The organism is Streptomyces sp. NPDC111744 (assembly GCF_055634995.1).
On record NZ_JBVKCG010000007.1, the window covers coordinates 199,626 to 219,130 of the forward strand.

Here is a 19,505-nt window from a genome sequence, read left to right on the forward strand (position 1 = left end):
CAGGACCACCCCGAGTAGCGGGTGCATCACACGACCTCTCCGTTCACGGTGGGCGGCTCGCAGTGGCCGTCGGGCTCGCAGTCGTAGCCGTGTTGAGGGCAGGCGGGCAGTCGTTCGAAGCACGGCCGCGCACAGGACCCCCAGGGGCAGGAGCCGACGCGCTGGTGCTGATCGGTCACGTGTGTGGCGCCTTCCGGGGTGGGGCCTGGCGTTCGCCGGCCCGTCTGGTTTGCTGGGGCTGGACGGCCGCCCTGTTACGGGCAGGGCGGCCGTTCGCTGCGGCACGAGGCCTCAGTCCTCGACGGCGCCGGTCAGGGCGCGGCGGCAGCTACCGCACATGGCGAGCTGGGCGGCCTGGTCGGCACGGATCGGCTTACTGGCCTGGTACTCGCGCGGGCACAGCGTCACGGCCGGGTTCTCCGGGTGGCGGGCGTGCTTCGTCATCCGGTTCACGGAGCGGTCGTTGAACACCCAGACCGGGGCCGCGGCGTCGGCCGCGGCCCGCTCGGCGCCGCCGTCGCTGCTGGACGGCTCGCAGCAGCCGATGTGCACCGTCTTGCCGGTTAGGCCCTTGCCGTACTCGCCGACGCCGGGGCAGTCCTGCACCGTCTTCGGCTTGCTGCTCTCGGGCCACACCTCGAAGACCTCGCCGGCGTACACCTCGCGCAGCTTCGCCGAGTCGTAGCGGACCGGGGCGGTCGGGTTCTCGAACAGCGGCTGCCCGGTGGTGGGGTGCGGCTCGGCGGCCAGCGTCCACAGCCGGCCGTCGGGTGTGCGGTAGGCGGGCGGCTCGGGGATGCGGCTGCCGCAGTACACGCAGCGGGCCGGGCCGCCGAGCGCCGGGGTCTTGAAGAAGTGCTCGCCTAGTTCGGCTTTGTCGCCGAGGCGGATGACGTCGTTCACCCGGTTCTGCGGGCACAGCGCCGGTTTGACTGGCTCGGGCGTCACTGCTGTGGGGGCTGGGCTCGCCTTGTCGCCGCGGATGAACTCGGCGAGGCCGTCGGCGTACATCTGGCGTGCCATGTGCCCCTGCTCCTCACGGAACTCGGCAGCCTGCCGCAGCTCGGCCAGGTGCGGCGCATACCGCACCACGGCCTCGTACAGCGGCTCTGGCATGACCTTGGTCAGCTGCAGCGGCGCCCGATCGATGCCATGGCCCGGGTTGAGGCAGAGGCGGAGGAAGCCACGGACGTCGTCTTCGGTACGCAGGTCCTTCATCAGTGCTGGTCCTTCCGGTTGATGAGGGTGGGTCCGAAGCCGTGCCAGTGCGGCACGGCCGGTTCGGTGGTGCGTCCGGCGTCGGCGATCGCAGCGGCGATCACGGCGAGTAGCCGCTCGCGCCGGTCGCCGGGGCAGCGCTCGCCGGCCTGGACATCGGCGAGGACCGGCCGCAGCGGGTACGCCTCGGTGCGGATGCGGCCACGGTGGTGGAGCTGCTTGTGCCGGTCGCCGATGTGGAGCCAGTCCGCCGCGTCGAGGCCGGTCGCGACGGCCAGCTGGTCGACGCGATCGCCGAGCGCGGGCCCGCCGTCGGTCCACGCGAACCAGATGCGGGCTCCGCCATCAGGCCGGTGGAAGACGATCCACAGGAACGTCTCGGGCCCGAACTCGTCGGCGATGCCGTCCACAACGGCCTGTTCGACGGGCGTCGGATCGGCCGCGGTCACGAGCCGCGCCGGGGTCAGGGTGGTCATGCGGTCCTTCCGCTGGTCGGGGTGGTCTGTTCGGCACGCTCGCGTCGGCGGCGCTCGCGGGGGCCGACCAGGTCGGCGCCCCGCTCGAACGCGGCGAGGATCGGCGCCATGCGGCGGGCCTCCTGCTGGGCCTGGGCGCGGGCCCGCAAACGGCGCAGGACCTGCGCGCTGGTCGGCTGCTCCCACGTGTGCATCCCGGCCGACGCGATGTAGCCCCGGCCGTGTGTGGCCTCGGGGATGCCGCACCAGCGGCACCCGGACGGCACCGGCGGATGCCCGTCGGGGAAGCGGATCGGGCCCCGACGCAGCCCGGTCCTCTTGTCGCGGGTCACCAGGGTCACGAGCCGCTCCCCTGCTCCCGCTTAGCCCGCTCCTCGGCGACCACCTCTTGCGAGGTGCACACGGCCATCTGGAACAGCGTCAGCAGCCCGTCGACCAGCTCACTGCCGTCCGGCGCGGAGTGCTCGTACAGGGCGGTGAACATGGCTTCCGCGTGCGCCCGGTCACGGTTCGCCCACGCGGTGGTGAACTGCGCGGCGAACCGCACGTGCGGCGGCAGCACCTCCGCCGATGCCCACTCGCCGGTCACCGCGTTCTGGACCGGCATCCCGAACACCGTGCCGGGCTGGTGGTCGCGGCGGGCGATGTGCGATGCAGTCTCGGCGAGCATCGCCGCCAGCGCGTACGCGCTGCCCCAACCGGCCGCGATCAGCGGCACGATCAGGTCGACGCCGCCCTCCAGGTCGCCGGTCACGCCCTTCGCCAGGGCCTCGCCGACGATCCGGGGCCCCTCGGCCTGTGTAGTCGTTTCAGCAGTCACAGATCTCTCCACAGTCCTCGTCGCACTCGTTCGGCCAGGTGTGGCCGTCGATGTCCTCGTGGTTCTCGCCTCGGTGGCCTGGCTCTCGAATGCAGGTCGTCTCGCCGCCGCCGTACGGGACGAAGTCCATGTGCGGGCACGTCACCGTGGGCACGCGGGCATCGCGCTCGTACTCGGCGAGCGCAGCGGCCCGCTCGGTGGCCTTGTTCGCCGCCCGGGTCTCAGCGGCCTTCCTCGCGGCGGCCGACCGGCGGGCCTTGGCTTCCGGCCGGTTCCGCCACCGGGTCCGAGCGGCCCGCGCCTCAGTCGCATGCCGGTTGGCCGCGTCGCCGAGCGCCGCGAACAGCACACCCATCGGGTCGACGGCGCGGTGCGGGTCGCGCATCGCCTGATCGAAGTCAGCGATGGCACGGGCGGCCTGCTCACGCGGGGTCAGGTCGCCGCTCACGCCGACTCCTGCAGCAGCGCGATGTCGGTGCGGCAGCGCAGCACCGCCCGGGTCACCACCTGCGCCCCGTACCGGCGTACGGCCTCCTCCTGGCCCAGCTCGGCGACCGCGCGGGCCACCGTCTGCAGCGGCACCGCCTGGGTGACGGTGGCCGCCTCGCCGCGGCGGCGGTTCGTCGCGCAGAACAGGCACGCGCCCCCGGCTGCCGGGTCGGTCGGCGCGTTCGGGTGCTGCGCGCACCTGCGGGCCAGCGAGGCGCGGGCCACCACGAGGAGCCGCCGGGCAGCGTCCATCTCCTCGCGGATCTCGTCCAGGTCCTCCGGAGCGGGCTGCAGGGCGATCAGGTGCTCACCTCGCTCACCCAAGGCGCGCAGCGCCTCGCCCAGCTCGGTCACTTCGGTGCTCATGCGGTGTTTGCCTCCTGGCTCGTGGTGGCGTTCAGGCGGGCTGCGAGGGCTTCGCAGACCGCGATGGCCTCCTGCTTGCAGTCCCGGCACTCGCGGTCTTCCGGCTCGGGCTCGCTGTGCTTCGGGTTGCGGCACAACCGGCACTCCCACCAGGACCGCCCGGTCCGCTGCGACGGCACCGCCACGCCGCCGCGCCGGTTGGCCCTGCGCTCCTGGCAGGCCCGGCAGTCGGCGCCGGTGTCGATCAACTCGCCGTCCTCGCACCCGGCATCCGGGCACTCGCCGGGCCTCAAGAGCGCCTGCAGGACCGCGTACGGGTTCGCGATGCCCTTCCCGGCAAGGAGAGCGCTCTGGTACCGGTGCCGCACCCAGCGGCGGGCCACGCGGTCGGCAAGCTGCTCCGCGGTGCGGTTCTCCAGCTCCCGGGCCACCGCCACCCGCCAGCCGTGCGGGACCTTCTCGCCGTCCAGCAGCTCCAGCAGCGACGGCGGTACCGCCCGCTCCACGACGGCAACGGCCGCAAGCTCGTCGCGGGTCAGCCGGGTCCTGTTCCTCGAGGGCGTGCGCTTTTTCGGCGCGGCGGAGCCGCCTCGAGCGCGCGCGCCACTACCGGTAGAGGCCCTACGGGCGTCACCAGCGCTTCGCGCCGAAGGCGCCAATTCCTCGGATGGTGACTGGGAAGGTGTCTCAGAAGGTTGTGGGACTGCTAGTCCTGGGGGTCGGGACTCGTAGTCCTGGGGGTGGGGACTATCAGTCCCTGGGTCCGCGACGTCGGAAGCATCGGCCTCGGGCTCGCCCCGGGGACTCTCAGTCCCTGGGTCATCACCCGGCTGGTCGTCCTTCTTCGACCGCTTCATGCCCTTGTCGGCGCGGGTCTTCTTGGCAGGTGCCTCGGCGAGCGCAGGCCGGTTCTCGGCGGTCAGCGGGCGGCGGCCGATCGAGGCACGCTGCTCGTTGACCTCGGCGAGCTGGAGAGGGCTCCAGAACTCGGCCGGGATCATGACCTCCCAGACGACGGGACGCTGCTTCTCCGGGATCGCCAGCCAGGCCTGGGAGCGGTACTCCTCCTGCCGCCGCAGGATGCCACGCTTCTCCATCTCGCGGCATCGGCGACCGGCCGTCTTCGCGTCGACGCGCGCGACCTTGGCCAGCGTCGCGTACGACCGGAAGCAGTTGCAGCCGTCGAAGTCGCCCTTCATCACGAGGGCGATCAGGATCGCGCGTTCCTCGGCGTCACGGACGGGGGCGTGCTCTGCAGCCCAAAGGATCGGATACAGGCTCACTCTGCACCTCCCCTCGGTCCCTCATCGATCAAGTCGTTCACGGGCTTTCCAGTGGCTTGTCGGGCGGGCATGACTGGTGGGCTGATCACCGCCCACATCGCGATGATCAAGACTTAGCCAACATAGCATTTGGCCAACCATCATGTTGGCTATGCGGTAGTAGTAGATGGCGCACAAACCCACGAGGCCAAGCCCCCTGTGGCCAAAGCCCTGTGGGAAGATCAGTTCATGCCGGAGGAGACCCCAGTGACCCGCTTGAAGGACGCCGTGGCGGCGAAGGAGGCCGCCGAGAAGAGGGCTGACGACATCCGTAAGGAAGGGGCTGAGATCTTCGCTGCGGCCGTCGTCAAGGCCCTCACAGAGGACGGCATGAAGCCCGGCGAGGTCGCCGAGCACACCGGCGTCAGCTACGAAACCATCCGCCGCATCGCGCGGGCCGCCGAGGTCGAGCGCCTGCGTGAACCCACCGTCACCAGCCGGCGTAAGGCCGACGAGGACTGAGCCGCGCGGAGGCACGCCGAGGCGGGGGCAGCAGACCAGCGCCGTCCCCGCCTCGCGCGTGTGCGCTGTTCTTGCCATCATCCGGCCTGCCGCCCGCCGGCCAGTGCTCCGGCCGCCTCGGTGGCCCGGTTGAGCATGCGCACCCACGCGTCGAACGGCCGGTCCCGGAACAGCACGACCGGGTCGACCACCCGTACGACGACGGCGGCCGTGCACGCGAATGAGACGCCCGGCACCGTGCAGTCCGGGTCAGCCTCCAGCGGCGCGTCCGTCTGGACCTCGTACAGCGATCCGTCCGGCTTGAATGCCGCGTAAACGCGGGCGACGTCCCGGCCGGTCGTCACGTACACGCGGTCGCCTCGGGCGTGTTCGGGGCTGGCGCCGAGGGCCTGCGCGGTGCCGGTCAGCGTGTGCTCGACGCCGGTGACGACCGGCGGGAGGACGAGGGCGCCGGGGCGCAGGCCGGGGACGCCGCCGTGGAACAGGCGGACGCCGGGCGGCGGGGTGGTCACGCGGCTGCTCCGGGGGTGGTGCCGAGGGCGGCGTGTCCGGCGTTGCACAGGCCGGCCGTGTCGGCGACGAGCTGGACGACGCAGCGGACGAGGTGCTCGCCGCCGATCTGCGCGGCGGCCTCGAAGAGGGCTTCGTCGTTGGCGGCGTCGCCGTTGGCGTACGCGGTGATGAACCGCAGCGAGAACATCTGCGCCGGGCTGTCCTCGCCGGACCGGGCCCGGTCGGGCCGCAGTTCGGGCTCCAGCTGGTGCAGGACCCACATGTCGCCGCGTTCGGGGCGCGGGGCCTGGTCGCCGAACATGATCTGCAGGGAGCGGGTGGCGGCGTGTCCTAGGGCGCAGCAGATCCCGTAGATGCGGTTGATGTCGCCGTCGGTGGCGACGGCCTGGATGTGGTCGGCGGCGGTGTCGGCGTCGCCGTCCATGGCTGCGGCGAGGGCCGCGTAGATGCGCCGTGCGGCGGCGTCGGTGTCCATCATGGGGTGCTCCGGGAAGTGCTCGTGAGGGTGGGTCAGCAGCCGTCGAGGTCGATGTCGATGTCTGGTCCGTGGCCGCCGTGGTGGCCGTGGCTGCCCGTGTGCGGCGTCTTCGTGGCGTGCGGGGCCTTCGAGATCCGGGGGGCCGGTCGGCGGGTGGCAGGGGCCTTGGTGGTCTTGGGCGGGGCGGCGGGGACCTTCCGTACCGAGCCGGCCGGGAGGCGGGTTGGCTTCGCCGCGGCGGCCGGGGCGGCGTGCAGCTGCGCGGCGCCCTGGCATCCGCTGTCGTCGTCGCCGAGCTGGCCGCTGCAGGCGGTGCCGATGATGAGCGCGGCGACCGCGGCGGCGGCGAGGCCGACGACGGTTCGGTTCTCCATGAGGTGTCTCCTGGCTGGTCGTTGAAGGGGCCCGGGGCGGCGTTGGCGGGGAAGCAGCCGCCCCGGGCCGGTCGGTGGGGTCAGGCCTGCTTCTTCTTGGGCTTGGCGCCCTTGATGCCGCCACGGCCGCGCAGCGTGGTGCCGACCGACAGCAGGAGGTTGTGCACGGTGCCGTACGAGTAGCCGTAGTGGTCGCGCAGGTTGCGGATGGACGACCCGCGGTAATACCGGTCCCTCATCTCGAGCGCGATCCGTTCGCGCTGGTCGGCGGGGATCTTCGCGTACTTCACTGTTCGCGGAGCCTTTCGTTCTCCCAGGCCTCGGCGTACTCCTCGACCTGTCGGGCGATGGCCTCCTCCGCGCACACCTTGTGCGCGGGTCTCCCGTCGCTGTCTCGCAGCGGGGTGAGGCCGGGGCAGTAGCGGCACTTCCTCTCGACGCCGCCCCAGTGGCCGTGCGTCCAGTCGAGGACGCCGGTCGGTGGCGGCTCTGGCCGCTTGGGCTGTCTAGGCCGCCGGGGCTTGCGTCCGGCCACGGCTGTTCACCAATTCGGTTCGCTCGTCGGGGTCGAGGGCGCCCCAGATCCCGACCGGCTCGCGGCGCTCGAGGGCCCCGTCCAGGCACGGCGTGATGGCCGGGCAGCGGGCGCAGATCTGCTTGGCGACGATCGCTTGCAGCTTCCCGGGGCCGCGCCGCCAGTCCTCGGGGAAGAACTGGCTGGGGTCGTACTCGCGGCACAGTGCGTCGTCACCCCACCAGTCGGGTCGGCTGTGCGTCTTCGGGGCGTCGTAGCTGGTGCGCATCAGCGGCCTCCTCGGGAGTCGTGTCCGAACGTGTCCGGGCTGGTGTCCGCTGACGTGTCCGGACACGTGTCCTTGCAGGTCAGCGGCTTGAAGCGGGGAAGGTGAAGGAGAGGGGCCGACAGTGTCCGGACACGGGTCCGGGCACTGTCCGACAGGGCGAGCCAGGCCAGGGCGAGCAGGACGGCGCAGGCTGCTGCGGGCGGTCCCCACTCGGGCGCGGTGGACACGGCGGCGTCCACGGCCAGGGCGAGGTCGATCCATGCGAGGAACAGGTGCAGGATCACGCCGGGACCCCTTTCTCCCGCCACCGCGAGATCGTGCGCGGGGCACAGCCCAGCCGCGCCGACAGCTCGGCGATGGACAGGTCAGGGTCGGCCTGGCGGAAGGCGTACCGCCGTTCCTTCGGCTTCAGCGGCGGGTATGGCGGTTCGCCGCTCAGCGCGCGCCGGATCGCAACCAGGTCCATGCCGTTCTGCGTGAGCCCGACCGGCAGCTCGGGGGTGGTCTTCCGCATGACGTCGTCCCGCTGGTGTCCGCCCGCCACGCAGCGCTTCCTGGTGCACGTCCCCTCGACGCGGCCCACCGGGTCACGTCCGTGGTGCAGCCGGAACGCGACCCGGTACGCGGACTCGTCACGGCTCGCCATCGGCACGCCGTCCGGGGATGTGCGGCCCAGCCATCGGCGGTGGCCGCCGCGCAGTTGCCGCGTCATCTGGTCGAACCGCTCCTGCGTCCACCGCACCGGGGGCCGCTGGTACTGCGGCAGACCGAGGTCGGCCCGCACCCGTGCGACGAATCGGCGATCTACGCCGAGCCGTACGGCAGCCTCCGTGTTGGAGACGTCCTCGGACTTCAACAGGCGGGCGATCTGCTCCCACAGCGCGGCGCGGACGTCGGCCTTATACGAGGTCATCCAGCGCCTCCCTGTCGGCCCTGGCCTGCTCGCGGCGACGCTCGCGGATGACCCGGTCGGCGAGGTGCTCGCCCGCCAGGCAGTGGTTCACCAGGCAGGTGCCGCGCACCTGCCCTTCGGGCTCCCGGCCGTGGTGCAGCCGGAACGCGACTCGGGCCGCGGTGACGAAGTGGTCGACCAGCGGCACCCCCTCCCGGGTGGTGCGACCCGACCACCGCACATGGCCGTCGATGCCTTCAACGGCCAGCTCCCGGAACCGCTGCTCCTCCGAGGAGGCGGTCGCACTGGGCGGTGCCGGGAAAGCCGGCTGGCCGAGGCTGGCGCGGACCCGGGCCACCAGGTCCGGGCCGCAGTCCAGCCGCTCGGCCAACTCGGCGTCCGAGACCGTCTCCCCTTCCAGGACGGCGGCGATGTTCTCCCAGCTGGCGGTCACCGGCTCACCACCTTCCGGCGGTTGGCCTTGTAGCAGTCCGCGTTGCAGTACACCTGCGCGCCCCGCGACGGCACGAACTGCTCCATGCAGCCGGGGCAGGTGCGGACGTTGTCGGTGCCCCGGCGCATCGTGGAGACGTGTGGGCCGACCACGAGCACAGTGCGAGGGTGCTCGGGGTCGAGCTGGACCTCGCAGTACTTCGCGGTGACCTGCGAGTCGTCCAGCCACACGATGCCGTTACCGGCGTCGCAGACGTGCTTGAGCATGTTGTCGCCGTCGATCAGCTGCATGGACGACCGGAAGAAGACGCAGCCGAGGGCGACGTTCCCGGTCAGCGGCGCCTTCCGCCACCGCTGCCGCAGCCACCACTTCGTCGTTTCCTCGGCCTGCTTGTCCGCCGGGTCCTTGTACGCGCGGCCCTCCTTGTCGAACCGGGGACGCGCCTTGCTGTGGGGCTCGCCGGGGTAGACCGTGCCCCACGTGTCGTCCGTACGGCCGGGCGCCAGGAAGCCCCCAATGTGCTCAGCACGCTCGCGGTCCCCCGGCCGCTCGGCTGCCGAAACGGTCATCCCTCACCCCCGGCCGGCTCGGTGCCCACCGGGGCCACCGGCGCGGTCACGATGCCGCCGGGCTTGTACGGCGGAGCGGGGACCCGCGGGTTGCTGATCCCGAACAGGACTACGTCCTCGTCCCGGGCGGCGGCGGTGTTCGCGTACGCGTGCAGCGTCACGCCCGGCAACTCGTCCACGCCCAGGCCGGTGCCGGGGTTGGCGAGCTGGTACATCGGCACGGACACCGTCGAGTCGGCCACCCGGCGGGCAAGAACGACGCGCGCCAGTCCGGCCTTCTTGTCGACGTCCACGACGGTGACCGCGGTGGCCGCCCACTGCTCGACCCGGGCGTCGAGGTACAGCCGGCCGAACGCGGTCAGCCTCGGCCCGTTCTCGCCCAGCTCGACGTAGCGGCGGACCGTCAGCTGCGGCAGCAGCGTCCCGTCCGGGTCGTTGACCGGCTGCTCGGTGGCGATCTCCCGCAGCAGCGTCTCGGCGGCGGGCAGCAGCGGCTTCGTCTTCGCCGCAGTGACGGCGCGGATCCGCGCCATGTGCCACGCCATCGTGCCGTGCGTCGACTCCGCCGAGCACGGGCAGCCCGCGACCGTCGCGCGGGTCTCGTCGCTGGTGTGGTTCGTACAGCCGGTCACGTCCGCCCGGCCCCGCTCGCACAGGGCGGCGCTGCAGCACGGGCAGTTGGGGCAGTCGGCCTGCTTGGGTCGCACGTACTCGGGGCCGAACGGCTCGTGGAAAGTGCCCTCTTCGTCGTAGCTCATGGGGTGTCCTGCCTGGTGAGGTGGAAGCGGTGAGGGCCGCCGCCCGGGGTGCGCCCCCGGGCGGCGGCAGCGGCCGGTCAGGCCGTGGCGGCGGGGGCCGGGAGAAGCGGCCAATCGAACGGGTCGTCGTCCACCTGGTGGCCGACGCTGGCGAGGTACTCGCGAAACTCGCGGGTCTGCTCCCGCGCCCATGCGGCCTGCATCTCGTGCAGGTCACCCAGCTCCTCGCGGGTCAGCCACGGGTACCGGCGGGCGATCTTCCAGACGACCCCGCAGGCCGCCTTCGCGTCGACCTCGGCGTTGTGCGCGCCGTCGAGCTTGACGCCCCAGAACGAGCAGATCGCGCCCAGGTTCCGCTTGCCCTTGCGGAACTTCGCGACGTGCTTGTCCAGCACGCGCGGGTCCAGGACAACCGGCGTCGAGTCCCACAGGCTCTTGACGCCGTACCGCTCGCACTCGCGCTCCAGCAACGTCAGGTCGAACTGGGCGTTCATGGCCACGATCGGCAGGCCGACCATCGAGTACGCGGACAGCACCTCGGTGACCTCCCGGATGACCTCGGCGGCCGGGCGGCCCTCCGTGCGGGCCCGCTCGGTGCTGATGCCGTGGATCGCGTTCGCCTCGGCCGGGATCTCCATCCCGCCCACATCCGACAGCCAGTTCCGGGGCTCGGTCGGCAGACCGCCGCCCCAGCGGACAACGCAGGCCGACACGATCCGGTCCTCGCGGACGTTCACACCGGAGGTCTCCGTGTCGAACCCGATCAAGGGGAAGTCGAGCCATGTCTTTCGGGTCACTCGTGGTCTCCCTTCGAGAGGAACCGGCCCGTCAGCTCGTCGCGGACCGTGCCGGCGTACGCGACGTCCCGCCGGTTCTTCATCTGGGTGGAGCGGTCGGCCCAGCGGCAGTTGCCGGGCTCGTAGCCGCGGTTGTTGTCGATGCGGTCCAGCTCCAGGCCGGCCGGGCGTTCCCCCATGTCGGCAAGGAAGTTGGCGAAGTCCCGCCAGCGTTCGCACACGGTGATGCCGCGTCCGCCGTAGTCGGCCCACCTCTTGTGCTTGGGGTTGGTGCAGCGGCCGATCACGTCCTGCCAGGTCATGTAGATCGACGTGCCGCTGTGACCGTGCGTGGTACTCCGCTCCACGAGCAGCTCCGTCCGAAGGCAACCGCACGAGTTCGTGCACCGGCCCAGGTCCCGGAAGTTCACGGTCGTCTCGGTGCCGCAGTCACAGCGGACTTGCACCCGCGGCTCACCGGGGCGCCGGTCCCGGGTGACGGTCAGGCGGCCGTACCTCTCGCCTGACCGGATGGTGCGAGGACGAGGGCACACAGCTACCTCCGTCCCTTGCGGCCCGCGCGCGTCGACCGACGGGGCTGGGACCGCTTCTTGAAAGGCCGCGCCTTCGCGGGGGCCGGGCGAACGTCCTGGGACGCCTCCGCCGCGGTGTGGGCCCGCTCCGCCTCGGCGAGGAGCTGGGCGGCCTCGGTGTCGGGCGCGTGCAGGATCTGCACCTCGCCCCGGTCGCCGGCGTCGTCGGCGTTGGCAAGCGCCCGCAGCTCGGCGGACTTGGGCACGACCCGGATCAGGCGGCGGATCGCCGACTTCTCCCACATCCGCAGGAAGAAGCGGTGCCAGTACGAATCGCGGGTCCCGGCTGTCTCGGCCCGCTGGTACGACTCGCTGAACTCGTCGCGGATCTCCTCGGCGTCCTCCCGCGTCAGGAGGATCACCTGCGAGCGGGCGCCGTTCTTGAGCCAGGCGTACGCGTACGCGATGACGACCTCGCCGCGCTCCTTCTGCGACAGTTTGAGGTTCGGCCGGTGCACGAAGTCGTCGGGGTAGCGGGCGGTCGGCACGTAGTCGTACTCGTCGTGCTCGCGGATCACGCCGACGTGCACCGACTGGACCAGGCCCGAGCGGTACATCAGCTCGATGTAGCCCTGGTACATCGGCACGAAGGCGGCCGTCGTGCCCTGCCGGGTGATGGCGGCCTGGTGTCCGTCGGGGACCAGTCCGAACCGGGCGCAAGTGAGCAGCGCCTGCAGCACGGAGGCCGGCGTGCACCGGGCCAGCTCGGGGAGAACCGACCGGACGGCCGCGAAGAACGCGGCCTGGTCGACGCAGGCGGGCAGGGCCTCCTCGAAGTGGCCGCGGTAGACATTCAGCCACTCCATGACCGTCTGGTTCATGGCGGGCTCTACCTGCTCGTGCCCCTGGATGTCGGCGAGTTCGGCCGGGCTGTCCGGCGCCTGGTCGTGCTGCTCGGCCGGGGCGGCGGGGCCGCCCGCCTGACGGGCGGCCCGGATACGGTCCTTGAGCGTGAGCGCGGTCGTCATCAGCGTCCCTTCCCAGGCACGACCAGACGGCGAGCCCTGTACTTGCGGTAGAGGTCCTTCTGCTGCGTCTTCAGCGCGTCGACGTCGAGGACCTGCACGGTGGTCTGGTACTTCGCGGCGATCTCGGGCTGCTCCTCGGCGAACCGCTTCGGCGCGAAGGTGCCGTTCTGCTTGTTCGTCCAGACGACCTGCCCGTTGGCCTTGGCGATCTCGTTCGCGCCGGTCAGCAGCCGCATCTCGTTCTGGATGGTGCGGAGTTCGTCCTGCGCGGCCTTGACCTTCTGGTCGGCCTTCTCCAGCCGGGCGAGGACGTCGGCGGCCTTCGCCGCGTCGATCTCGGCGACCGCCTCGGGCTTGACCTCCCACAGGCGGGCGAGGAGGTTCGCGGTGTCCTCCAGGCCGTCAGGCGGCGGCGGGAAGCCCTCCACGATGTGCTTGTGGAACCAGCTCTCACAGTGCTCGACCAGCTCGCCGATGATCTCCTCGTCGCGCTCCAGCCGGTGCCAGCGGAGCTTGTTGCCGCCAACGAGGGCGGCGACGTAGCCGTGGTCCCAGCCACCGACGGCCATGTACCAGTAGCACTGGATGGCGGGGGCGTCCGGGACGCCGTCCTCCCACTGGTCGATCTGGTACTCGCTGCGGTTCTTGCACTCCAGCGGCGCCACCACGGCGCCGGTCTCGCCGAGGACGTACCGGTCGACGTTGGCGTGCATCCACGGCCGCTCAAGGTTCTGCAGCGTGCCCGGCGGATGGGCGACGCCCAGGCCGGACCGCTTGGAGAACATCGAGGCGATGAAGTCCTCGATCTCCCGGCCGATCTCGGCGGGCTCGGTCTCCTGGAACGTGGGCCGGCCGTGCTTCTCCTCGAAGACGCGGCGCGGGCTGTTGTACTTCCCGGCTAGGCCGAGGATCCCGGCGACGTCCGAGCCGCCGATCCCCTGACGGCGTTTGGCCAGCCAAGCCGCGTAGTAGTCCGGGTCGTTCAGGTCCCCGGCGGGCAGGATGAGCCGGGCGGTCGGGGCCTCGGGCAGGCCCGCCTCGGAAGTGGTGTCCTCGCGGTCGAGCGTTGCGGTAGTCACTGGTTGTCCCCCGTGGTGGTGCTGGTGTTGGTCTGGTCGCCGAGGCATGTCACGGCGGAGTCGAGGGCGCTCAGCTCCTCCTCGTCGCGGTGGTTGAGGTAGAGCACGGCCGACCTGACGGTGGTGTTGCCCGCCGTCAGTGCGCTGCGCAGGTAGGCGGCGATCTCGACGGCCGCCGCCATGTGTCCGGCCTCCTGCAGCAGCGGGACCGCCTTGTGCGCGCTGAGGTTCGGGTTGTCGGCGATCAGGCGGACGAGGTGGTTCACGGCGGCCTCGTGCTGGCCGCCCGGCACGCCCCGAAGCTCAGGCTTGCGCCGGTCTCGGGTCGTCGTGTCGGTGATCCGCCGCCGGGCCTCCACGAGGACCGCCTGATACAGGTCCTTGTGGCCGCACGGGTTGTCCCACGCGTCACGGACGTGGCGCACGCCCTCCCGGACGAACCGGTCCGGGCGGATCTTGCCGCGCGGGCCGCCGCACACCGGGCAGCACGCGGAGATCTGCACCGTGCGCACCTGCATGCCCTCGTAGCCGGGCTGGCTGCCGTAGTCCGGGACCCGGACCGTCAGCGACGCGGGCAGCGGCGTCACGTCGATCCCGGCAACGTGCCGGACCCACACGGCGCCCTCGCCGCTGGTGATCCGTGCCGCGTACGCCTCGAAGGTGCCGCCCGGCCGGTACGCCCGGACCTTGCCCATGCCGATCATGCGGGCGACGCCGTCGGCGGCCTGCATGGTCCGGTAGTTGCCGCAATGCCTCCACTGACCCGGGTGGGTCTGAGCGTCGGCGGCAACGGCCTCGTGGTCCACGACCGTCGGCTCCGCCCAGCCGCTCGGGCGAGGCCTTGCAACTCGCGGTCCCCTGGGGCTCACTTCGTGCCTCCGTTCTCCACTGACCGGCGCGGGCCGATCAGGGCAGCGGCCAACTGGTGGCGGGCGCCGGACTGCGAGGGGTGCCGCATCTGCGCGCACGCAAGGCAGGTCCTCGGGTCGTGCTTGCGGGGGTGCGGGATCTGCGCGCCGTGCGCCGACCGGTCCGTCTCGGTGCGGCCGAAGACGACGGCCACGACCAGGAGCACGAAGCAGGCGGCCATCGCGCCGAGGATCAGTGCGTCCATCACCGGGCACCTCCGCCAGGGAGGCAGACCAGCGCGCCCAGCGGGCGGGCGGCGAAGAGGTCACGCAGGTCGGCGGCGATCAGGCCACGGTTGTCGGGCAGCGGATAGCTGGCCCACACCTCGACGGGCACGCCGGCGTACACGGTGACGAGCTGGGCGACGCCCTGGCGGTCGTCACCACGTCGGCTGCAGCTGGAGCGGGCGACGGTGCCGCCCATCAGGTCGGCGCAGACGTCGATGACCTCGCCGTTGCCGGACTCGGCGATCTGGTGGCCCTTCAGAACTCCCGGCGTCTCGCCGACAGTCCACACCAGCTTGGACAGCTCAGGGCGCTGGCCGAGGAGATGAGCGAGAGCCGCCGCGGCGGCCTGCTCGGGGCTAACATCGTGGTTCACGGATACCTCGATTCACGGGATTGAGGTGGCCTGCGTTTGTGGGGCTGCTGGACCCGGCACGGTCTGGCGGCCCCGCAAGCCGTCACACCTGGGCGACGGCGCGTCCCCGGCCCTTGGCGGGCTTGATGGCGGCCAGCGCCCGGACGGGCGGCGTGGTGGGGGTCTGCTCGGCCGGTTCGACCGGCTCGATGACGGCAAGGGCGTCGGCGGGCAAGACGGCCTGCATCGCCTGGATCACTCGCAGGTCGCACATGCAGAAGACCGCCGGGTTGCCACCGAACTTCTGGTGCGGCAGGCGGCTGATGTTGTCCTCCAGCCATCGGCGCTTGATCTTGAGCGCCGTTGCGGCCTCGTCGTAGTCGAGGTTGCGGACCTCGGTACAGACGCAGTGCTTGCGCGTCCAGGCGGTCATGAGGCACCCGCCCCTGCCGTCTGACGTTTTGCTTCCAAGACGACGACGGGGCAGTTGAGCGCGTCAGCGAATTTGTTCAGAACCCGCGGGGTGGCATTGCGGGCCCCCGACTCGATCTTGCTCACGAGCTGTTGGCTGATGCCGCACCGCTCTGCGAGTTCCTGCTGTGTCAGGCCCGCCTTCTCGCGGGCGTAGATCACGGCACTCGGCTCATGGTTCAGCGGACGCCTACGGCGCCCTCCGGGCGGATGGGTCATGAGATCAAACTAGTCGCCACTAGCGTCTAGTGCAACCACTAGACGTAGTGCCGTGTAGTGGATGTGTAGTGGCGTGTAGTAGCTCAGGGGGGGCGCACGGGGCGTAAACTAGACGGACTAGTGCGCATAGACTTGACGAACTTCACTACAAATTCGCACCGCCCTGGATGGCGGACTAGCGTCTAGTCGTGGGAAGCTGCACAGCATGACTAAGAGCCCGAGCCCCGCCCCTCCGCCTGAGGCCGCGCTCATTAAGGCCGCCTTGAAGCGGAAGCGGATCCGCGTCGAAGACGCCGCGAGACAGGCAGGCATCAGCCGCTCCCGCTGGGGCCAGATCATCGCCGGCTACCAGTCGGTCAGCGGCCAGCGGATCGAGGTGAACGCGCCGGACGACACCCTGGCCCGCATGTGCCTGGCTGTCGGCGTCACCTCCGCACAGCTCGCCGAGACCGGCCGCACCGAGGCCGCCGAGCTCCTGGCGGAACTGGAGGCGCCGACGGGCGCCACCGCGACGCCAGCCGCCACCGGTTACGCGAACGACGCCCACATCGACGCCATCGCGGCACTCCTCGCGACCCTGCCGCCCGAGGCCCAGGACGAAGTCCTCCGCAGGGTCGGCCGCACCGAGCCCGCCAGGGCGGCACAGGGATCAGATGTTCAGCGCCGTCACGCGAGTTGACGCATGTCACAAGAATGTTACGTTTTCACATAACGCACACAACGGCTGACTAAGCGTCACATCATGCCCCAACAGATAGAAAGCTGTTTCCCAGGGGGCATACGTGCAAGACGTCTTACTCGCTGGGGTCCTCGGCGCGGCGGTCCTGGCGATCGTCCTCATCTACCGGGCCCAGCAGAAACACGCGGCGCTGATCAACGAACTGCGTGCCGAGGTCACCGCCCAGAAGATCGCTGCCCTCACGCAGCAACCGCTGGCCACCCAACCCGAGGACGACGAGGAACCGGAGCCGGTTCGACGCAAGCGGCATCTCGCGCTCTACATCGGCAGCGGCGTCGCAGCGGTCCTCACGTCACTCGGTGAACGCTTCCGCTCCCTCTGGCAACGGAAGCGGGCCGCGACCGCCACGGGCACCGTCGTAGTCGTCGCTGCTGCTGGAACCGCCGCCGCGCTGTACCTCACATCCACCGAGAGCGCGCCGGCAGTGCCCGGCCCAGCCACCCCGCCCGCCGCCGCCCCGTCGGCGGCCTCTTCCGGGAACGACGGCGAGGACCAGGTGGCGGCGCAGGACGATGCGGGCTACGTCACCACAGGCGAGAGCGGGAGCCCAAGGCCAACAGACAGCGGCAGAGCCGAGCCGAAGGAAGAGCCGTCGGGCGACGTCGACCCGACCGCCCCAGAGGAGCCCGGCCACACACCGACGCCCGAACAAAGTCCGTCCGCGCCCGCTGCAACCGGCCCGGCCGATCCTGCACCGCCCACCCAGACCCGGCCGTCCTCCACGGACAAGCCGGGCAGGGACCACACACCTCCAGCACACGGAAGGCACGACGGGAAGAACGACGACTGCCGTGGCGTCGGCATCGGCGTCCGACCGGTCCTTGGGCTATGCGCGGAAGTCGCGACGCAGCACGGCCGTTGAAACGAGTCACGACGCACACGACCTCAAGGGGCCCTCGAAGGGCCCCTTGGTCGTCTACTGGGAAAACCGGTCGCGCGACCGGTTCCGGCGCTGCTGCGGTTCATCTCCGACCACGGCCGGGTGGCGGCATCGGAGCCGTCAGGAGACCGGCTCACGCCCGCTCGCAGCCCGGTCCGGGTGCAGCCCGCAGATACGCAGGGCGTCCGCCCGAGCGGACGCGTAGGCGGCCAGGACAGCGCCTTTGTCGGGCCCCCACGCCCGCGCCTCCGTCTCCGCGAGGTCGCCGCGCCGCCACTCCGCCGCACTGTGGGCCGGCTCGTCGGTGAACTCCGGCTCCCAGTCCCACACCCACAGGCCGCGTGCCTCGTGTACGCCCGGAGCCGAGACCATCTCTGTGCCGTCCGCGGCGTACACCGTCGGGCCCACCTCCCAGATGAACGCCCGCGCCGGCAGTTCCGACCGCACCGCCTTCAGCCCGTTGTCGCTGCCGACCTGGCCGCCCTGGATCCGGATCCACCAGTCCGTCGACCACTTCTCCACCAGCACCGGGCCGCCGCGGTCCCGTGCCCACCGCTCCGCGGTCTCCTCGGCGTCTTCCGCCCGCCAGAATCCGAGCGTCTTCGAGCCGACGTGCAGCGCGTACACCGAGCGGCCCGGGTCCTGCACCGGGATGCGCGCCTCGTGCTCCTCGTTCGCGACGTCCACCGTCTGGGCGACCGGCTCGATGCCGAGCGCCCGGTCGATCGTCGCCAACGCGCCCTCGTGGGCCTCCTTGAGCAGGTGCCCGTACTTGTCCGACGTCGTTTTGATCGACTCGTGCCCGAGGCGCCGCTGCACGTACGTCAGGCTGTGCCGGTCCGACAGCAGCGCGGCCACGTGCGAGTGCCGCAGGTCGTGGAACGTCGGGTGCTTCCAGTCCGGCAGCAGGCCGCGCTCCTGGGCCTCGGCGACGGCCGCCACCCACCGGTCGTAGAACGTCGAGTACACCAGCCGCTCGCCCTGGCCGTTGTGGAACAGGAAAGCCTTGCTCGCCATACCGGCCAGGCCGCCATCGAGCAGGACCTGCCACAGGCCCGCGCTGATCGACACGTTGCGCTTCGACGCCTTCGACTTCGGCACGCCCAGCACGAAGCCCTCACCGGGCTTGCGCTTCCACGCACGCGCCACCCGCAGCTCGAACTCGCCGGCCGCCGGGGTGCGGGCGTGCATCTTGGCGAGCGCGGTGATCTCGCCCCACCGCATGCCGGTGCCGTACGCGACGAGGACCAGTCGCTTGTCCTCCGGGCGCTTCAGACACTCCACGATGCCCGCCACTTCGACGGGCGTCATGAACGTCATGTCCTCGCCGTCGCCGTCGTCATCGATCCCGTCGTCATCGAGGCGAGGCAGGCGCATCCCCGCGCACGGGTTGCGCTCCCGCAGCGGCGGCTCCGCGTGGACCGCCTCGTTGAGGATGCTGCTCAACAGGCCGTGCAGGTTCTTCAGCGTCTTGGGCGACATGAGCTTGCGCGTGGACCCGCGCCACACGTACGTCTTGGCCATCTTGTTGACCCAGGCCGAGACCGTCGCCTTCGAGAAGTGCTCGGACGAGCGGATGTCGCAGTTGCCGAACGTCGGCACCAGGTACGTCTCGAGCTCCCGGTAGCAGTCCTCCCGGTAGCGCTCCTCCACGCCCGTCTTGTTCTTGATCACCTCCCGCGCGTACTCGCGGAAGATGAACCGCTCCTCCATGCCGGCCGTCGGATCGATGTACCCCTGACCCTTCACCCACCCGGGCGGCCACTGCTGGCCGTTGTCGTTGACGGCCTGGCAGAAGATCTCTGCCGCCTCCGCGCCGGCCTCGTCGCCGTCGAACCGCTCGGCCTGCCACTCCCCCGTCCGGGCGCCCCCCAGGCGCCAGCGAACGCGATGACTGGTGACCTCGCCGTCCTTGTTCTTCATCGCCTTCACGTATGCCATGCGGGGCAGAGTAAGGGAGCGTGCGCCAGCGGTGCGCCAGTTGTGCGGAAGAGATACGGCGCCCGACCGATGTACTCGCAGGTCAGGCGCCGTACAGGGGAAGGTGCCCGGAACCGGACTTGAACCGGTACGCCCGCGAGGGGCAGCGAGGTTTAAGCTCGCCGTGTCTGCATTCCACCATCCGGGCAGGCCATGGGCTCCGCTACGAGATTCCGAGCCTATCGGGAGGCGTCCCCCGAACAGCGGACGGACGACCCGATGTTGTCTTATTTTATTGACGTCTGAGGGTGCATCAGCCACCGGAACGGGCCATCCGCACTTGCCAATAGCGTTACGCGCGGTGGGTGCACGCGTACC

Annotated in this window: 30 protein-coding genes and 1 tRNA gene; 3 read left to right on the forward strand and 28 right to left on the reverse strand. The window is 71.0% G+C overall.

Annotation, left to right across the window (positions count from 1 at the left end; genetic code table 11):
- Positions 1–291: 291 nt before the first annotated feature.
- The 7 genes from ACZ7OO_RS18455 to ACZ7OO_RS18485 are packed head-to-tail and all read right to left on the reverse strand — an operon-like array spanning position 292 to position 4,652.
- The gene (locus tag ACZ7OO_RS18455) at positions 292–1,218 is read right to left on the reverse strand and encodes a hypothetical protein (protein WP_471505807.1); all 927 of its coding nucleotides are present in this window, start codon (positions 1,216–1,218) and stop codon (positions 292–294) included.
- Positions 1,218–1,694, reverse strand: coding sequence for a hypothetical protein (locus ACZ7OO_RS18460; RefSeq protein WP_471505808.1), 477 nt, complete (start codon positions 1,692–1,694; stop codon positions 1,218–1,220). The genes ACZ7OO_RS18455 and ACZ7OO_RS18460 overlap by 1 nt, the downstream gene beginning before the upstream one ends.
- Positions 1,691–2,035 (reverse strand): hypothetical protein, encoded by a 345-nt coding sequence (locus ACZ7OO_RS18465; protein ID WP_471505809.1) that lies wholly within the window; start codon positions 2,033–2,035, stop codon positions 1,691–1,693. The genes ACZ7OO_RS18460 and ACZ7OO_RS18465 overlap by 4 nt, the downstream gene beginning before the upstream one ends.
- Positions 2,032–2,514 carry a hypothetical protein gene (locus ACZ7OO_RS18470; protein WP_471505810.1) on the reverse strand — a complete coding sequence of 161 codons (483 nt, stop codon included), beginning with the start codon at positions 2,512–2,514 and terminating at the stop codon, positions 2,032–2,034. Before ACZ7OO_RS18470 ends, ACZ7OO_RS18465 begins: the two co-directional genes overlap by 4 nt.
- Complete coding sequence (locus ACZ7OO_RS18475; RefSeq protein ID WP_471505811.1) at positions 2,504–2,962, reverse strand: hypothetical protein; 459 nt, start codon at positions 2,960–2,962, stop codon at positions 2,504–2,506. Before ACZ7OO_RS18475 ends, ACZ7OO_RS18470 begins: the two co-directional genes overlap by 11 nt.
- Positions 2,959–3,369, reverse strand: coding sequence for a hypothetical protein (locus ACZ7OO_RS18480; RefSeq protein WP_471505812.1), 411 nt, complete (start codon positions 3,367–3,369; stop codon positions 2,959–2,961). Before ACZ7OO_RS18480 ends, ACZ7OO_RS18475 begins: the two co-directional genes overlap by 4 nt.
- Entirely contained in the window at positions 3,366–4,652 is a 1,287-nt protein-coding gene (locus tag ACZ7OO_RS18485) for a hypothetical protein (protein WP_471505813.1), read from the reverse strand. The genes ACZ7OO_RS18480 and ACZ7OO_RS18485 overlap by 4 nt, the downstream gene beginning before the upstream one ends.
- Before the next feature lie 228 nt (positions 4,653–4,880).
- On the opposite strand from ACZ7OO_RS18485, the gene ACZ7OO_RS18490 reads away from it, so the two are divergent.
- Entirely contained in the window at positions 4,881–5,153 is a 273-nt protein-coding gene (locus tag ACZ7OO_RS18490; RefSeq protein WP_471505814.1) for a hypothetical protein, read from the forward strand.
- Between the two features lie 77 nt (positions 5,154–5,230).
- Here the strand turns inward: ACZ7OO_RS18490 and ACZ7OO_RS18495 are convergent, their stop codons facing one another.
- The 19 genes from ACZ7OO_RS18495 to ACZ7OO_RS18585 form a co-directional block, all read right to left on the reverse strand.
- The gene (locus tag ACZ7OO_RS18495) at positions 5,231–5,665 is read right to left on the reverse strand and encodes a hypothetical protein (RefSeq protein WP_471505815.1); all 435 of its coding nucleotides are present in this window, start codon (positions 5,663–5,665) and stop codon (positions 5,231–5,233) included.
- The gene (locus tag ACZ7OO_RS18500) at positions 5,662–6,144 is read right to left on the reverse strand and encodes a hypothetical protein (RefSeq protein ID WP_471505816.1); all 483 of its coding nucleotides are present in this window, start codon (positions 6,142–6,144) and stop codon (positions 5,662–5,664) included. Before ACZ7OO_RS18500 ends, ACZ7OO_RS18495 begins: the two co-directional genes overlap by 4 nt.
- 32 nt (positions 6,145–6,176) lie before the next feature.
- Positions 6,177–6,518 (reverse strand): hypothetical protein, encoded by a 342-nt coding sequence (locus tag ACZ7OO_RS18505; RefSeq protein WP_471505817.1) that lies wholly within the window; start codon positions 6,516–6,518, stop codon positions 6,177–6,179.
- An 80-nt stretch (positions 6,519–6,598) separates the two neighbouring features.
- Complete coding sequence (locus ACZ7OO_RS18510) at positions 6,599–6,808, reverse strand: helix-turn-helix domain-containing protein (RefSeq protein ID WP_366026527.1); 210 nt, start codon at positions 6,806–6,808, stop codon at positions 6,599–6,601.
- Positions 6,809–7,024: 216 nt separating this feature from the next.
- Positions 7,025–7,321 (reverse strand): WhiB family transcriptional regulator, encoded by a 297-nt coding sequence (locus tag ACZ7OO_RS18515; RefSeq protein ID WP_471505818.1) that lies wholly within the window; start codon positions 7,319–7,321, stop codon positions 7,025–7,027.
- Positions 7,321–7,605: a hypothetical protein gene (locus ACZ7OO_RS18520; protein ID WP_471505819.1), complete on the reverse strand. Its 285-nt coding sequence runs from the start codon at positions 7,603–7,605 to the stop codon at positions 7,321–7,323. The genes ACZ7OO_RS18515 and ACZ7OO_RS18520 overlap by 1 nt, the downstream gene beginning before the upstream one ends.
- Positions 7,602–8,234, reverse strand: coding sequence for a hypothetical protein (locus ACZ7OO_RS18525; protein ID WP_471505820.1), 633 nt, complete (start codon positions 8,232–8,234; stop codon positions 7,602–7,604). The genes ACZ7OO_RS18520 and ACZ7OO_RS18525 overlap by 4 nt, the downstream gene beginning before the upstream one ends.
- The gene (locus ACZ7OO_RS18530; RefSeq protein WP_471505821.1) at positions 8,221–8,667 is read right to left on the reverse strand and encodes a hypothetical protein; all 447 of its coding nucleotides are present in this window, start codon (positions 8,665–8,667) and stop codon (positions 8,221–8,223) included. The genes ACZ7OO_RS18525 and ACZ7OO_RS18530 overlap by 14 nt, the downstream gene beginning before the upstream one ends.
- Complete coding sequence (locus ACZ7OO_RS18535) at positions 8,664–9,236, reverse strand: RusA family crossover junction endodeoxyribonuclease (protein WP_471505822.1); 573 nt, start codon at positions 9,234–9,236, stop codon at positions 8,664–8,666. The genes ACZ7OO_RS18530 and ACZ7OO_RS18535 overlap by 4 nt, the downstream gene beginning before the upstream one ends.
- Positions 9,233–9,994, reverse strand: coding sequence for a hypothetical protein (locus ACZ7OO_RS18540; protein ID WP_471505823.1), 762 nt, complete (start codon positions 9,992–9,994; stop codon positions 9,233–9,235). The genes ACZ7OO_RS18535 and ACZ7OO_RS18540 overlap by 4 nt, the downstream gene beginning before the upstream one ends.
- A gap of 77 nt (positions 9,995–10,071) precedes the next feature.
- Complete coding sequence (locus ACZ7OO_RS18545; protein WP_471505824.1) at positions 10,072–10,791, reverse strand: exonuclease domain-containing protein; 720 nt, start codon at positions 10,789–10,791, stop codon at positions 10,072–10,074.
- A complete protein-coding gene (locus ACZ7OO_RS18550; protein WP_471505825.1) occupies positions 10,788–11,138 on the reverse strand; it encodes a hypothetical protein in 351 nt (116 codons plus the stop codon). Before ACZ7OO_RS18550 ends, ACZ7OO_RS18545 begins: the two co-directional genes overlap by 4 nt.
- 188 nt (positions 11,139–11,326) lie before the next feature.
- Positions 11,327–12,331 carry a recombinase RecT gene (locus tag ACZ7OO_RS18555; protein WP_471505826.1) on the reverse strand — a complete coding sequence of 335 codons (1,005 nt, stop codon included), beginning with the start codon at positions 12,329–12,331 and terminating at the stop codon, positions 11,327–11,329.
- Entirely contained in the window at positions 12,331–13,410 is a 1,080-nt protein-coding gene (locus tag ACZ7OO_RS18560) for a YqaJ viral recombinase family nuclease (RefSeq protein WP_471505827.1), read from the reverse strand. The genes ACZ7OO_RS18555 and ACZ7OO_RS18560 overlap by 1 nt, the downstream gene beginning before the upstream one ends.
- Entirely contained in the window at positions 13,407–14,216 is an 810-nt protein-coding gene (locus ACZ7OO_RS18565) for a hypothetical protein (RefSeq protein WP_471505828.1), read from the reverse strand. The genes ACZ7OO_RS18560 and ACZ7OO_RS18565 overlap by 4 nt, the downstream gene beginning before the upstream one ends.
- Positions 14,217–14,275: 59 nt before the next feature.
- Positions 14,276–14,524 (reverse strand): hypothetical protein, encoded by a 249-nt coding sequence (locus ACZ7OO_RS18570; protein WP_471505829.1) that lies wholly within the window; start codon positions 14,522–14,524, stop codon positions 14,276–14,278.
- On the reverse strand, positions 14,524–14,919 hold the full coding sequence (locus ACZ7OO_RS18575) for a hypothetical protein (protein ID WP_471505830.1): 396 nt from the start codon (positions 14,917–14,919) through the stop codon (positions 14,524–14,526). The genes ACZ7OO_RS18570 and ACZ7OO_RS18575 overlap by 1 nt, the downstream gene beginning before the upstream one ends.
- A gap of 82 nt (positions 14,920–15,001) precedes the next feature.
- Positions 15,002–15,331 (reverse strand): hypothetical protein, encoded by a 330-nt coding sequence (locus ACZ7OO_RS18580; RefSeq protein WP_471505831.1) that lies wholly within the window; start codon positions 15,329–15,331, stop codon positions 15,002–15,004.
- Positions 15,328–15,588, reverse strand: coding sequence for a helix-turn-helix domain-containing protein (locus ACZ7OO_RS18585; protein WP_471505832.1), 261 nt, complete (start codon positions 15,586–15,588; stop codon positions 15,328–15,330). Before ACZ7OO_RS18585 ends, ACZ7OO_RS18580 begins: the two co-directional genes overlap by 4 nt.
- 262 nt (positions 15,589–15,850) lie before the next feature.
- On the opposite strand from ACZ7OO_RS18585, the gene ACZ7OO_RS18590 reads away from it, so the two are divergent.
- Together ACZ7OO_RS18590 and ACZ7OO_RS18595 are read left to right on the forward strand one after the other, a co-directional pair.
- Entirely contained in the window at positions 15,851–16,267 is a 417-nt protein-coding gene (locus ACZ7OO_RS18590) for a hypothetical protein (protein WP_471505833.1), read from the forward strand.
- Between the two features lie 103 nt (positions 16,268–16,370).
- Positions 16,371–17,189, forward strand: a complete 819-nt coding sequence (locus ACZ7OO_RS18595; RefSeq protein WP_471505834.1) for a hypothetical protein — start codon at positions 16,371–16,373, stop codon at positions 17,187–17,189.
- Between the two features lie 138 nt (positions 17,190–17,327).
- On the opposite strand, the gene ACZ7OO_RS18600 is transcribed toward ACZ7OO_RS18595, so the two are convergent.
- Together ACZ7OO_RS18600 and ACZ7OO_RS18605 are read right to left on the reverse strand one after the other, a co-directional pair.
- Positions 17,328–19,148 carry a tyrosine-type recombinase/integrase gene (locus ACZ7OO_RS18600; protein ID WP_471505835.1) on the reverse strand — a complete coding sequence of 607 codons (1,821 nt, stop codon included), beginning with the start codon at positions 19,146–19,148 and terminating at the stop codon, positions 17,328–17,330.
- A gap of 104 nt (positions 19,149–19,252) precedes the next feature.
- A tRNA-Leu gene (locus ACZ7OO_RS18605) sits at positions 19,253–19,335 on the reverse strand.
- Between the last annotated feature and the right edge of the window lie 170 nt (positions 19,336–19,505).